Below are 12,935 nucleotides of genomic sequence, written 5' to 3'. Positions count from 1 at the left end.
GGGCTGCCCGCCGCGGGCGGCGGCCACCGTCGCGGCGACCGCCCGGCGCGGTGCGGGGGCCGGGCGGCGCGGCGCGGCGGCGGGGGAGGCCGCCGGGGAGGCCGGGCTCAGCCCGGGTAGATGAACGCCTTGGCCTGGGGCTTGTCGGACACCTCGTGCCACTGGTTGTCCTTGAGCCGGTACAGGCCCTCCTCGGAGGAGGTGAGCACGGCCGGGTTGGCCGGGTTGGTCGGGTCGGCCGACAGCCGGGCCTCGGTCGCGGAGAGCGCCGTCATGGCGCTGCCGCCCTGCAGCGGGTAGTCGGTGGACTGCGAGCCGTCGGTGCTCAGGAAGTACAGCTGCTGCAGCCGGTCGGTCTCCTTGCCGAGCACCACCAGCTGGTCGGTGTCGCCCCAGGCGACGGCGGCGACCTCGGTCAGCTGGGGCGCGATGTCGGTCAGCGCGGTGATCCGGGCGGTCGGCTCCTTCGAGGTGCCGCCGTGCTGGACCAGGCCGAGCAGCAGCCGGGTGGGGCCGCCGGCCCGGCCGACCAGCAGGGCGATCCGGGTGCCGTCGGAGGAGATCCGCAGCGACTGCACGGTGCGCCCGTCCAGCCCCTCGACCGCGGCCTCCACGACGGCGCGGTCGCGCACCATCAGCACCCGGGGCCGGGCCGGGTCCCGGTCGACCAGCCAGAGGTCCTGCCGGCCGTCCCAGCTGGGCGAGGCCAGGCCCTTGCCGGCCTCGGGGGCGGCGCTGTGCACGATCGGCTCGCCGTACTTGCCGCCGTCGGTGAGCTCGGCCTCGACCAGGTCGCGGCCGTCGGCGCCGACCACGGCGGCGACGGCGGTGTCCCGGCGGACCGCAACGGTGCCGGGGCGGAACTGGCCGGCCTGCGGCACCTGGCCGAGCACGCCGGGGACGGGGGTGGGCCCCGTCCCCTCCTGGTAGTAGCGGGTGAGCCGGCCGTCCGAGAGCTGGATGAACGCCTGCACGCCGTTCTCGGCGCCGGCCAGCACGCCGGGGGCGACCAGCGCGGCCTCGGTGCTGCTGAGCGAGCAGCCGCCGCCGCCGGTCGACAGGTCGAGCCGGTCCAGCTTGCTCTGCTGGTCGGCCAGGGTCTGGAAGAGCTGCTGGGCCATCTGCTTGCAGGCGGCCGGGTCGCCGCCCTCCAGCTTGACGGTGGCCACCCGGTTGTCGCCGATGACGGCGCTGCGCACCCGGACGCCGTCCAGCGCGGAGGTGGCCACCGGGTCGAGCCAGCGGGACGGGCCGGCCGCGGCGGCCTGGGCGGCCTCGGTCAGCGGGTCTATTCGGCGGCGCAGGTAGATCGGGTCGGGCACCAGCACCTGGGCGGCCTGCGGGCGGGCGGTGGAGGGGTCGTTCGCCGCGAAGAAGTACCGGTGGACCGGCTTGTAGGTGTTCTTGAAGTTGGTCTGGTCGACGATCAGGCCGTTCGGCAGGTCGCTGATCCGCCACTCGCCCTTGTCGGGGCCGTCGGGCACCTTCACGAAGGTGAACGCCTCGCGGTAGGTCTCGCCGGTGTGGACCTTGTAGGTGTGCTGGGCGTCCAGCCCGGCGACCTGCTTGCCGCCGACGGTCATCCGGACGGTGGTGTCGTCGTCGGCGACGGCGGTGCCGCTCAGGACCGGGGCGCCGTCCAGCACCACCACGCCCTCGTCCGGCTTCCAGTTCCCGGCGGCGGCGGAGGTCAGGTACTGCTTGGCGGTGTCGTAGTTGGCCTGGTCGGCGTTGGAGGAGTCCAGGAAGCCGGCCAGCAGGTCCCGGGGGCTCTCGCCCTTGTGCGGGGCGACCGGGTAGACGTGCACCTGGAGGCTGTCGGCGGCGTTCTGCGAGACCTCCAGGGTGTGCGGGTCGCCGCTGGAGGGCATCGAGACGCAGCCGGTCGCGGCGGTCGCCAGCAGCACCGCCCAGCCCACCGCGAGGACCCGCCGGTCAGCCGTCCTGTCGGTCCTGTCCACCGGCGGTCCCCTCCTGGTCGGTGTCGGCGGTGTCCGGGGCGGGCGGGGCCGACGGGTTCGGGCGGCCCCGGTCGACCACGACCTGCGCGCCGGTGGCACCGTAACCCGTGACGTCCGAGGGGTCGGAGACCGGGGCGGCGGCGGGCCGGCCCAGGCCGGGGCCGATGCTGAGCACGCCGCCGAGGCCGGGGCCGAAGGCGTGCCGGTCGGTGTCCGGGGTCTCCGGGACGGACGTGGACTCGCCGCCGGGCAGCGCGCCCGCGCCGCGCGCGGCGCGGCGGTAGGGGGCGCCCGCCGAGGACATCCCGCGGTTGTAGCGGGAGTCCTCCGGCTCCAGCCGGAACGGGGCCCGGGAGATCTCGCCGCCGCGGGTGCGCGGCAGGGTCAGCCGGAAGTGCGAGCCGCCGCCGGGCTCGCCCCACGCCTGGAGCCAGCCGCCGTGCAGGTGGGCGTCCTCGACCGCGATGGACAGGCCGAGGCCGGTGCCGCCGGTGGTCCGCACCCGGGACGGGTCGGCCCGCCAGAAGCGGTGGAACACCCGGGACGCCTCGCCCGGCTTGAGGCCGATGCCGTAGTCGCGCACGCCGACGGCGACCGCGCCCTCGGCCGAGCCGAGCCGGATCACCACGTCCCGGCCCTCGCCGTGCTCCAGGGCGTTGACCACCAGGTTGCGCAGGATGCGCTCGATCCGGCGGCCGTCGACCTCGGCCAGCACCGGGTTCTCGGCGCCGCGGATCAGCACCGCGCTGCCCTTGGCCCGGGCCAGCGGGTCGGCGGCCTCCACCACCCGGGTCACGATGTCGCGCAGGTCGACCGGTTCGGCGTCCAGGATCGCCGCGCCCGCGTCGAACCGGCTGATCTCCAGCAGGTCGGCGAGCAGCGACTCGAAGCGGTCCAGCTGGTCCTGGAGCAGTTCGGCGGAGCGGGCCGCCATCGGGTCCAGGTCCTCGCGGCTGTCGTAGATCAGGTCGGCGGCCATCCGGACGGTGGTCAGCGGGGTGCGCAGCTCGTGCGAGACGTCCGAGACGAAGCGGCGCTGCACCCGGGAGAGCTCCTCCAGCTTGCGGATCTGCGCCTGCAGGCCGTTGGCCATCCGGTTGAACGACTCGCCCAGGCGGGCGATGTCGTCGGTGCCGGTGACCTTCATCCGCTCGTCGAAGTGGCCGGCGGCGAGCCGCTCGGAGATCCCGGCGGCCATCCGCACCGGCGTGACGACCTGGCGGACCACCACCCAGGCGATGCAGCCGAGCAGGATCACCAGGAACAGCCCGGCGGTGGCCAGGGTGCCGATCACCAGGTTGAGGGTGGAGGTCTCCTGGTAGAAGGAGAAGACGTAGTACAGCTGGTACGGCTTGCCGTCCGGGCCGGTGAACTGCTTGCCGATCGCCAGGCCCTTGTCGTCGCCGGGCGGGGTCTGGCTGTTCGGGGCGCGGTGCAGCTCGACCGGCTGCTCCTTCGGGTTGGTCGGGTCGGCGGCGACCGCGCGGCGCAGGTCGGGGGTGATCGAGTCGGGCAGGATCGTGCCGGAGTAGCGGGCGCCGAGCAGGCCGGCGCTGGGGGCGCTGACCTGCTGGTCGCCGGGGGCGAGCGCGATCACCGAGTAGACGCCGGAGCCGCCGGAGGCCAGGTCGGAGACCTGCTTGGTCAGCCAGGCGTTGATCTGGTCGCGGGTCGGATCGGCGGTCGCACCGGCCTTGGCCTGGAGGTTGACCGCCTCGTTGATCTTGTCCTGCTCGATCTGGAAGCCGCCCAGGGCCTGCCCGTGCGCGGACTTCTGCTTGGCCTCCAGCAGGCCGGTGCGCACCTGGGCGACCACCACCACGCCGAGCACCAGCACCACCACAAAGGACAGCAGCAGGGTCATCGCGACCACCCGCAGCTGGATCGAGCGGCGGTAGAGCGCCAGCAGCCGGCCCACCGGGTGCCGGAAGGGGCGGACCAGCGGCGCGAGCAGCACCGTCCACCACCGGCGCCGGCGCGGCCTGCCGGTGGTGGAACTCAGCACGTCCCCGCGCACAGCGTGCTCCCCGCCGGACCGGTCGTCCGACGGGGAGTGGTCGGCCCCGGTGTCGCTCATCCTCAGCTGGGCCCGGCCTTGTAACCGACACCGCGCACGGTGACCACGATCTCCGGACGCTCCGGGTCCTTCTCGATCTTGGAGCGCAGGCGCTGCACGTGCACGTTGACCAGGCGGGTGTCCGCCGCGTGCCGGTAGCCCCAGACCTGCTCCAGCAGCACCTCGCGGGTGAACACCTGCCAGGGCTTGCGGGCCAGCGCGACCAGCAGGTCGAACTCCAGCGGCGTCAGCGGGATGCCGCGGCCCTCGCGCTTGACCGAGTGCCCGGCGACGTCGATCACCAGGTCGCCGATGGTCAGCTGCTCGGGCGTGGGCTCCTCGGCCCGGCGCAGCCGGGCGCGCACCCGGGCGACCAGTTCCTTGGGCTTGAACGGCTTGGTCACGTAGTCGTCGGCGCCCGACTCCAGGCCGACCACGATGTCGACCGTGTCGGTCTTCGCGGTCAGCATGACGATCGGGATGCCCGACTCGGCCCGGATCTGCCGGCAGACGTCGATGCCGTCCCGTCCGGGCAGCATCAGGTCGAGCAGCACGAGGTCCGGCTTGGTCTCCCGGAAGGCGGCCAGCGCCTTGTCCCCGTCAGCGACGAAAAACGGCTCAAAACCTTCACCACGCAGCACGATGCCGAGCATCTCGGCCAGTGCGGTGTCGTCATCGACGACGAGGACACGTCCCTTCATGTCTCCATCTTCTCATCACCCGAATGTGACCTGCGCCGCACGGGTGCGTCGTTCCGCACTCCCGGCCGTACACCGAACCAGTCATACCATCGCAAAGGTTGTGGTCCCGGCCCCTTGTCCGGACCGTTGTGGATCAGCAACGGGACACCCCTGGGGTACGCGTGCGCACCATGGCACGATAAGCACCCCGAAGCACCCGAGCCAGGGTGCCCCGACGAGGAGCGTCGATGACCGAGACCCCGGGTTGGACCTCACCCGGTTCTCCCGAACCACCGTCCGGCACCGCCGGAACCGGCCACTCGGCCCCCGCCGCACCCGCCGCCCTCCTCGACCCGTCCGCCGCCCCGGCCGGGCCCGGCACCGGCCCGGTCCCGCTGCGGCCGCTCGGCTTCGGCGAACTGATGGACGGCACGTTCGCCCTGGTCCGCCGCAACTGGCGGGCCGCGTTCGGACTCACCCTGGCCCTCGCCGTGGCCCTCCAACTGCTCCAGGCCGGCATCGACTGGTGGATCCACGTCAGCGGCGACCAGACCTCCGCCCTGCTGTCCGACAACTACCTGTGGCCGCTGGCGACGCTCTTCGGCGTGCTCGCCTCCGGCCTGCTCGCCCCCGTCGTCGGCAACGGACTGCTCGGCCGCGACACCTCGGCCGGCCGGGCGTGGGCCCAGGTCCGGCCCCGGTTCGGCCGGCTGCTCCTGCTCTGCCTGCTGCTGGCCGGGATCAGCATCGGCGCCTTCGCCGTCGCGTTCGTCCCGCTGTTCGTGCTCGCCGCCGTCACCGACCAGCCCGCACTGCTGGCCCTGCTGCTGCTCACCCTGCCGCCGGTGGTCTGGCTGACCGTCCGGCTGACCCTGGCCGCGCCCGCCCTGGTGCTGGAGCACCAGCCCGTGCTCGGCGCGGTCAAGCGCTCCTGGCGGCTGTCCCGCGGCTCCTGGTGGCGGATCTTCGGCCTGCAGCTGGTGTTCCGGTTCTGCCTGGCCCTGGTCGGCGCCGTGCTGTCCGTCCCCGGCGACATCGTCTCCGAGGTCGTCGACGGGCTGTCCGGCTCCGCCGGCGACGGCGCCGCCGCAATCAGCATCACCGCCCTGGCCGTCTTCGGCATCGTCGCCGGCACCGTCACCGTCCCGCTCGGCGGCGCCCTGGACGCCCTGATCTACACCGACCAGCGGATCCGCCGCGAGGCCCTCGACCTGGAACTCGCCCGCACCGCCGGCCTGCCCGGCCACGGCCTGCCCGGCCACGGCATGCCCGCACCGGCCGCCGCGACCACCCCGTCGGGAGCCTGACCGCCATGGGACTCTGGGGGGAGGGCGCTCCGCTCGCCGACGGCGCCCCGGTCGGGGTACCGCGCGACGCGGCCCGCGAGGCCGCGCACGAGGAACTCCGCAAGGCCGTCTACCACCAGCACGAACCGGGGCTGGTGCAACGCTGCTACGACTGGGTCAGGGAGCAGGTCGACCGGGCCCTGGGCGGCATCGCCGAACCCCTCGGCGGCGGCGGCAACGCCGCGCTCGCCGTCGTGCTCGTCGTCCTCCTCGTCCTGGGCGTGCTGGCCTGGCGGCGCTACGGCGCGCCCCGCCGGGCCGCCCGGGCCGGCGGCGCGCTGTTCACCGGCGCCCCGGGCCCGCGCAGCGCCGCCGAGCACCGCGCCGACGCCGCCGCGCACGCCGCCCGCGGCGCCTGGGAGGACGCCGTCCGCGAGCAGATGCGCGCCCTGGTCCGCGGCCTGGAGGAACGCACCGTGCTCTCCCCCCGCCCCGGCCGCACCGCCGACGAGGCCGCCGCCGAGGCCGGCCGCGCCCTGCCCGAACAGGCCGGCCCGCTGGCCTCCGCGGCCCGGCTGTTCGACGACGTCGCGTTCGGCGAACGGCCCGCCGACGAACGCGCCTACCGGCTGCTCGCCGACCTCGACCAGGCCCTCGGACGCACCCGTCCCCAGCCCGTCCCGGCCGGCGGAGGAACCGCATGACCACCACCGCCCCGCCGCCCGCCACCGCCGAACCGGCCGACCCGGCCGGCGCCGCGCCCGCCACCGCCCCCGGCCGCCCCGGACCAAGCCCGCGCACCCGCTGGCGGCGCTCCCGCTGGTGGCTGCTGAGCGCCCTGGTCGTGCTGCTGGCCGCCGGCCTGGTCGCGACCATCCCCGGCGGCTCCGCCTACTACCCGCTCGACCCGCGGGCCGGCGACCCGCGCGGCACCCGCGCCGCCGACCAGCTGCTCGGCCGGTACGGCATCTCCTCGCGCACCGCCTCCGGCCCCGCCGAGCTCGCCGCCGCCCTGCGCGCCGACGACACCACCGTCGTCCTCACCTACCCCGACGAACTCGCCTACCAGGACCTCGCCGAACTCGCCGCGAACCACCGCGGCGCCCGCAGCCGCCTGGTCCTGATCGCCCCCGAGCAGCCCCTGCTGAACGCCTTCGCCCCCGGCGTCACCTCCTCCAGCTACCCCACCGGCAGCTTCTCCGCGCTCTCCCCCGACTGCACGCTGCCCGAGGCCGTCAACGCCGGCGCCGCCACCGTCGGCGGCCAGAGCTACGACGGCCGCCCCGGCGACACCGCCTGCTACCCGGCCGGAAGCCGCACCACCCTGCTCAGCCGCACCCGCGGCGACCAGCAGGTGGTCGTCCTCGGCAGCGGCGACCTGCTCACCAACCAGGCCCTCGACCACGACGGCAACGCCGCCCTCGCCCTCGGCCTGCTCGGCGCCCACCCGAACCTGGTCTGGCAGACCCTCGACCGCAGCGCCGCCCCCCGGACCACCGACGAGAACCGGGACATCACCGACTACGTCCCCGACGGCTGGTACTGGGGCGCCCTGCAGCTCCTCGTCGCCGGCCTGCTCGCCGCCGCCTGGCGCGGCCGCCGCCTCGGCCCGGTGCTCACCGAACGGCTCCCCGCCGTGGTCCGCGCCTCCGAGACCACCGAGGGCCGCGCCCGGCTCTACCGCCGGGCGAACGCACGCGGCCACGCCGCCGAGACGCTGCGCCGCGCCGCCCGCCGCCGCACCGCCACCGCCCTCGGCCTCCCGCACACCTCCCGGGAACCCGACCCGGCCGTCCTCACCGAGGCCGCCGCCGCCAGGCTCGGACGCCCCGCCGCCGACCTCCAGCTCCTGCTGTACGGACCGGCCCCCACCGACGACGCCGCACTGCTGCGGCTCGCCCACGACCTCGACGACATGGAATGGCAGGTACGACAGCCGTGACCGACCAGCTGCTCAAGACCGTCCCGGCGCAGTCCGGCGACGCCCGCGCCGCCCTCACCGGCCTGCGCGAGGAGATCGCCAAGGCCGTGGTCGGCCAGGACGCCGCCGTCACCGGCATCGTCGTGGCCCTGCTCTGCGGCGGCCACGTCCTGCTGGAGGGCGTCCCCGGCGTCGCCAAGACCCTGCTGGTGCGCACCCTGGCCACCGCCCTCGACGTGGAGACCAAGCGCATCCAGTTCACCCCCGACCTGATGCCCGGCGACGTCACCGGCTCGCTGGTCTACGACTCCCGCACCGCCGAGTTCTCCTTCCAGCCCGGCCCGGTCTTCACCAACCTGCTGCTCGCCGACGAGATCAACCGCACCCCGCCCAAGACCCAGGCGTCCCTGCTGGAGGCCATGGAGGAGCGCCAGGTCACCGTCGACGGCGAGCCCCGCAGGCTCCCCGAGCCGTTCCTGGTCGCCGCCACCCAGAACCCGGTCGAGTACGAGGGCACCTACCCGCTGCCCGAGGCCCAGCTCGACCGCTTCCTGATGAAGCTGATCCTCCCGCTGCCGACCCGCGACCAGGAGTTCCAGGTGCTGTCCCGGCACGCGAACGGCTTCGACCCGCGCGACCTCGCCTCGGCCGGCGTCCGCCCGGTCGCCACCGCCGCGCACCTGGCCGCCGCCCGCGCCCAGGTCGCGAAGCTGACGGTCTCCCCCGAGGTCCTCGCCTACATCGTCGACCTGGTCCGGGCCACCCGGCAGTCGCCCTCGCTCGCCATGGGCGTCTCCCCGCGCGGCGCCACCGCCCTGCTCAACACCTCCCGGGCCTGGGCCTGGCTGGCCGGCCGCGACTACGTCACCCCCGACGACGTCAAGGCGCTGGCCCTGCCCACCCTGCGCCACCGCGTCCAGCTGCGCGCCGAGGCCGAGATGGAGGGCACCACCGCCGACAGCGTCATCCAGGCCGTCCTCGCCCAGACGCCCGCACCCCGGTAGCCCACCCGGGCCGGGGCCCCCGCGCCCCGGCCCACCGCCGTCCGCACTCCCAGAAAGCGAGCCCAGCCACCCCATGGCCCTGACCGGCCGAACGGCCCTCATCGCCGCCCTCGGCGCCCTCCTGGTCGGTCTGCTCCTCCCCTCCTGGACGGGCATCGGCGTGGTCATGCTGCCCCTGCTCGCCGCCGTCACCGCCGACCTGCTGCTCGCCGCCCCCGTCCGCCGCCTGGGCCTGGAGCGCTCCGGCGAGCCGACCGTCCGGCTCGGCGAGGCCGTCCGCGTGGACCTGCTCGTCAGCAACCCCTCCGGCCGCCCGCTGCGCGCCCGGATCCGCGACGCCTGGTACCCCTCCGCCTGGGCCCCCGGCACCGCCTCGGCCGCCTCCCGGCACACCCTCGCCGTCCCCGCCGGCGAGCGCCGCCGCCTCAGCACCGTGCTGGCCCCGACCCGGCGCGGCGACCACCGCTCCGGCAAGGTCACCGTCCGCTCCCTCGGCCCGCTCGGCCTGGCCGGCCGCCAGGCCAACCTGGACGCGCCCTGGCGCATCCGCGCCCTGCCCCCCTTCACCAGCCGCAAGCACCTCCCCTCCCGGCTGGCCCGCCTGCGCGAACTCGACGGCCGCACCTCGGTGCTGACCCGCGGCCAGGGCACCGAGTTCGACTCCCTGCGCGAGTACCTCCCCGGCGACGACGTCCGCTCCATCGACTGGCGCGCCAGCGCCCGCCGCAGCACCGTCGCCGTCCGCACCTGGCGCCCCGAGCGCGACCGCCACGTCCTGATCGTCCTCGACACCGGCCGCACCTCCGCCGGCCGGGTCGGCGACGCCCCCCGGCTGGACGCCGCCCTGGACGCCGCGCTGCTGCTCACCGCGCTCGCCACCAAGGCCGGCGACCGGGTCGACCTGCTCGCCCACGACCGCCGGCTCCGCGCCGCCGTCGCCGGACGCTCCCCCTCCGAGGTGCTCCCCGCCTTCACCGACGCGATGGCCCTGCTCGAACCCGCCCTGATCGAGACCGACCTGCGCGCCCTCACCTCCACCGCCCTGCGGATGGCCCCGCACCGCTCGCTGATCGTCCTGCTCACCGGCCTCGACGCCCACCAGATCCAGGAGCACCTGCTCCCGCAGGTCCCGCTGCTCACCAAGCGCCACGAGGTCGTCCTCGCCTCCGTCGCCGACCCGCGCCTGGACGAACTCGTCCGCGCCCCGCGCACCACCGTCGAGGACGTCTACGGCGCCGCCGCCGCCGAACAGACCCGCGCCGACCGCCGCCGCACCGCCGACCTCCTCACCCGCCGCGGCGTCACCGTCCTGGACGCCCCGCCGGAGTCCGTCGCCCCCGCCCTCGCCGACACCTACCTCGCCCTCAAGGCCGCTGGCCGGCTCTGACCCCCTACCCCGGTACGGGGTCCGGGCCCCGCTCCCCGGTGTGACGACCGCGGCACCCCCCGTTTCCTACTGTCGGGGCATGACCACGACCCCCCGCTCCCTCGGCCGCGCCGCCGTCCTGCTCCCGCTCAGCCTGGCCCGGGGCGGCGCCGCCCTGACCGGCCGTCGGCCCCGGCCCGCCCGCGCCCTGCTGCACTCCGCCGTGGGCCTGCCGCTCGGCGCCCTCGCCCTGGTCGCCGTCGGCGTCGAACTGCTCGCCGTCCTCCGCGGCTTCCTCTACGGCATCGTCGACTCCGGCCCGTACGACCACGCCTGGGGCGGTCCGAGCCGGGCCGGGGCCTGGCTCGTCCACGCCGCCCTCAGCGCGCCACTCGCCGCCGCCGCCCTCGGACTCCTGTGGCTGGTCGCCGAGTTGGACACCCGGCTGGGCTCCCACCTGCTGCGCGGCGAACGCCCCCGGGCCTGGGTCTGGCCCACCGCGCTGATCGCCTGCGCGGGCGGGGCGCTGTTCGTGGCGGCCTGGATCCACCAGCTGTGAACCTCCCCCCGCGCGGTGCCCGATGCGTAAGCTCTGGGTGATGCGGACGAGTCGGGGGATTCCGGTGCGCGAACGGCAGGACGGCCGCCAGGGCGTCCGGGCGACGGCGGGGTGGACCGCGGGGCTGCTCCTGCTGGCCGCGCTGGGCGCCTTCGACGTGGCCCAGCACTACCGGTCCGCACACCTCACCAACGCCCTCCCGCTGACCCTGCTGGTGCTGCGCTGCGCTCCCCTGCTGCTGGTGTGGAAGTGGCCCCGGGCCGCGACCGCCGCCGCCTGCGCCGCCGCCTGCGGCACCGGCTCGGCCCTGCTGACCCCCGTCGGCCCGAACGAACCCTGGCCCTGGCCGGTCACCTCGATCCTCGTCCAGTCGACCGCCCTCGTGCTCCTGGGCCTGCGCCACCCCGGCCCCGCCCCCCGCCGGCGCCGCGCCCTCGCCGCCGGCTGGACGGCGAGCCAACTGCCCGGCGCCCTCCTGGTCACCCTGCTGCCCGACCGCGGCGGCCCGGCCGACCTGCTGCCCTTCGCCGTCGTCTCCGCCGCGGCCGCGCTCGTCGGCGAACTGGCCGGCGCCCGCGCCGAGGCGGCCCGCGACCTGGCCCGCGAACGCGCGGACTCCACCGCCGAACGCGCCCGCCGCGTCCGCCTCGAGGAACGCGCCCGCCTCGCCCGCGAGTTGCACGACGTCGTCGCCCACCACCTGTCGGTCGTCGTGGCCCGGGCCGACAGCGCCCCCTACCGCGTCCCGTCCGCCGCCGCCGACCAGGACGTCCGCGAGGAACTGGCCGCCATCGCCGAGGAGGCCCGCAGCTCGCTCAACGAGATGCGCCGCGTCCTGCGCCTGCTCCGCGAGGACGCCCCCGACCCCGCCGAAGCGGCCCGCACCCCCCTCCCCGGGCTCGCCCAACTCCCGGCCCTGGTCGACGGCGTACGGGACACCGGCGCCGACGTACGCCTCGAAGGCCCCCTGCCGGACCACCGACGGATCGCGCCCACCGCACAGTTGGCCGCCTTCCGGATCGTCCAGGAGGCCCTCACCAACGCGATCCGCCACGCCCCCGGCACGCCCGTCACCGTCGCGCTCACCCACCGCGCCGGCCGGCTGGACCTGCGCGTCACCAACGGCCGCCCTCAGGCCACCGCCGCCGTCCCCGCCCCCGGCGCCCCGTCCCCCGGACACGGCCTGCGCGGCATCAAGGAACGCGCCGCCACCTGCGGCGGCACCGCGGAGGCCGGCCCGACCCCCGGCGGAGGCTTCCAGGTCTCCGCGACGATCCCCAGCAGAGAGGGCGCGGACGACCAGTGACCATCCGAGTCGTGATCGCCGACGACCAGCACATGATCAGGGCCGGCTTCCGGGCCCTGCTCGACGCCGAACCCGACATCGAAGTGGTCGGCGAAGCCGCCGACGGCGACCAAGTCCCCGGACTCGTCGCCTCCACCCGCCCGGACGTGGTCCTCATGGACGTGCGGATGCCCACCGTCGACGGCCTCACCGCCACCCGCGAACTCCTCACCCGCCCCCCGGACGACCCGTCCCCGGCCCCGCCCCGGGTCATCATGCTTACCACCTTCGACCTGGACGAATACGTCTACGAAGCCCTCCGCAGCGGAGCCAGCGGCTTCCTCCTCAAGCACGCCCCGCCCGGCGAACTCGCCCACGCCGTCCGCACCGTCGCCGACGGCAACGCCCTGATCGACCCCCAGGTGCTCGGCCGGCTGGTGGAGGACTTCGTCCGCTCCCGGGTCCCCCTCGTCCCCCGCGGCAGGACCCCCGGCCTCACCGAACGGGAGACCGAAGTCCTGATCCTCCTCGCCCGGGGCCTGTCCAACACCGAAATAGCCGCCCACCTGGTGGTCGTCGAGCAGACGGTGAAGACCCACGTCAGCCGCATATTCGCCAAGCTCGGCGTCCGCGACCGCGCCCAGGCGGTGATCCACGCGTACGAAACCGGGCTGATCGTCCCGGGCTCCGGCCCGCGGTGATCCCGGAAATGCAGAAAGGGCCCCAGCCTGGTGGCTGGGGCCCTTTCTTTGAAAGATTGTTCGGCGGCGTCCTACTCTCCCACAGGGTCCCCCCTGCAGTACCATCGGCGCTGTGA

11 protein-coding genes are annotated in these 12,935 nt (G+C 75.5%); 8 read left to right on the top strand and 3 right to left on the bottom strand.

The genetic code is table 11. The features are described 5' to 3' along the window. Nucleotides 1-107 precede the first annotated feature (107 nt). The 3 genes from ACFUEL_RS22640 to mtrA are packed head-to-tail and all read right to left on the bottom strand — an operon-like array spanning nt 108 to nt 4,718. The gene (locus tag ACFUEL_RS22640) at nt 108-1,961 is read right to left on the bottom strand and encodes an LpqB family beta-propeller domain-containing protein (protein WP_380238405.1); all 1,854 of its coding nucleotides are present in this window, start codon (nt 1,959-1,961) and stop codon (nt 108-110) included. Continuing rightward, complete coding sequence (gene mtrB, locus ACFUEL_RS22635; protein ID WP_380238404.1) at nt 1,936-4,038, bottom strand: MtrAB system histidine kinase MtrB; 2,103 nt, start codon at nt 4,036-4,038, stop codon at nt 1,936-1,938. The genes ACFUEL_RS22640 and mtrB overlap by 26 nt, the downstream gene beginning before the upstream one ends. A gap of 2 nt (nt 4,039-4,040) precedes the next feature. Continuing rightward, complete coding sequence (gene mtrA / locus ACFUEL_RS22630; RefSeq protein WP_030459579.1) at nt 4,041-4,718, bottom strand: MtrAB system response regulator MtrA; 678 nt, start codon at nt 4,716-4,718, stop codon at nt 4,041-4,043. Between the two features lie 227 nt (nt 4,719-4,945). On the opposite strand from mtrA, the gene ACFUEL_RS22625 reads away from it, so the two are divergent. The 8 genes from ACFUEL_RS22625 (at nt 4,946) to ACFUEL_RS22590 (ending at nt 12,819) form a co-directional block, all read left to right on the top strand. Continuing rightward, entirely contained in the window at nt 4,946-6,004 is a 1,059-nt protein-coding gene (locus tag ACFUEL_RS22625) for a glycerophosphoryl diester phosphodiesterase membrane domain-containing protein (RefSeq protein WP_380238403.1), read from the top strand. Nucleotides 6,005-6,009: 5 nt separating this feature from the next. Beyond that, on the top strand, nt 6,010-6,687 hold the full coding sequence (locus tag ACFUEL_RS22620) for a DUF4129 domain-containing protein (protein ID WP_380238401.1): 678 nt from the start codon (nt 6,010-6,012) through the stop codon (nt 6,685-6,687). Continuing rightward, on the top strand, nt 6,684-7,925 hold the full coding sequence (locus tag ACFUEL_RS22615) for a DUF4350 domain-containing protein (protein ID WP_380238399.1): 1,242 nt from the start codon (nt 6,684-6,686) through the stop codon (nt 7,923-7,925). The genes ACFUEL_RS22620 and ACFUEL_RS22615 overlap by 4 nt, the downstream gene beginning before the upstream one ends. Beyond that, nucleotides 7,904-8,908, top strand: coding sequence for an AAA family ATPase (locus ACFUEL_RS22610; RefSeq protein ID WP_380238397.1), 1,005 nt, complete (start codon nt 7,904-7,906; stop codon nt 8,906-8,908). The genes ACFUEL_RS22615 and ACFUEL_RS22610 overlap by 22 nt, the downstream gene beginning before the upstream one ends. Before the next feature lie 73 nt (nt 8,909-8,981). Then, a complete protein-coding gene (locus tag ACFUEL_RS22605) occupies nt 8,982-10,295 on the top strand; it encodes a DUF58 domain-containing protein (protein ID WP_380238395.1) in 1,314 nt (437 codons plus the stop codon). A 79-nt stretch (nt 10,296-10,374) separates the two neighbouring features. Further along, the gene (locus ACFUEL_RS22600) at nt 10,375-10,833 is read left to right on the top strand and encodes a hypothetical protein (protein WP_380238393.1); all 459 of its coding nucleotides are present in this window, start codon (nt 10,375-10,377) and stop codon (nt 10,831-10,833) included. 40 nt (nt 10,834-10,873) lie between these two features. After that, nucleotides 10,874-12,139: a sensor histidine kinase gene (locus tag ACFUEL_RS22595; RefSeq protein ID WP_380238391.1), complete on the top strand. Its 1,266-nt coding sequence runs from the start codon at nt 10,874-10,876 to the stop codon at nt 12,137-12,139. Further along, entirely contained in the window at nt 12,136-12,819 is a 684-nt protein-coding gene (locus tag ACFUEL_RS22590) for a response regulator (protein WP_380238389.1), read from the top strand. The genes ACFUEL_RS22595 and ACFUEL_RS22590 overlap by 4 nt, the downstream gene beginning before the upstream one ends. Nucleotides 12,820-12,935: the final 116 nt, after the last annotated feature.

The organism is Kitasatospora sp. NPDC057198 (assembly GCF_042670125.1).
Taxonomy (GTDB): domain Bacteria; phylum Actinomycetota; class Actinomycetes; order Streptomycetales; family Streptomycetaceae; genus Kitasatospora.
The sequence above is the reverse complement of the archived record's forward strand: the minus strand, read 5'-3'. Positions and strand labels throughout refer to the sequence as shown.

Excerpts from the sequence above, each read along its gene's own strand:
- ACFUEL_RS22610 (WP_380238397.1), top strand. The coding sequence starts at position 7,904 with ATGGCAGGTACGACAGCCGTGACCGACCAGCTGCTCAAGACCGTCCCG.
- mtrB (WP_380238404.1), bottom strand. The coding sequence starts at position 4,038 with ATGAGCGACACCGGGGCCGACCACTCCCCGTCGGACGACCGGTCCGGC.
- ACFUEL_RS22595 (WP_380238391.1), top strand. The coding sequence starts at position 10,874 with ATGCGGACGAGTCGGGGGATTCCGGTGCGCGAACGGCAGGACGGCCGC.
- ACFUEL_RS22600 (WP_380238393.1), top strand. The coding sequence starts at position 10,375 with ATGACCACGACCCCCCGCTCCCTCGGCCGCGCCGCCGTCCTGCTCCCG.
- ACFUEL_RS22620 (WP_380238401.1), top strand. The coding sequence starts at position 6,010 with ATGGGACTCTGGGGGGAGGGCGCTCCGCTCGCCGACGGCGCCCCGGTC.
- ACFUEL_RS22615 (WP_380238399.1), top strand. The coding sequence starts at position 6,684 with ATGACCACCACCGCCCCGCCGCCCGCCACCGCCGAACCGGCCGACCCG.
- mtrA (WP_030459579.1), bottom strand. The coding sequence starts at position 4,718 with ATGAAGGGACGTGTCCTCGTCGTCGATGACGACACCGCACTGGCCGAG.
- ACFUEL_RS22605 (WP_380238395.1), top strand. The coding sequence starts at position 8,982 with ATGGCCCTGACCGGCCGAACGGCCCTCATCGCCGCCCTCGGCGCCCTC.
- ACFUEL_RS22625 (WP_380238403.1), top strand. The coding sequence starts at position 4,946 with ATGACCGAGACCCCGGGTTGGACCTCACCCGGTTCTCCCGAACCACCG.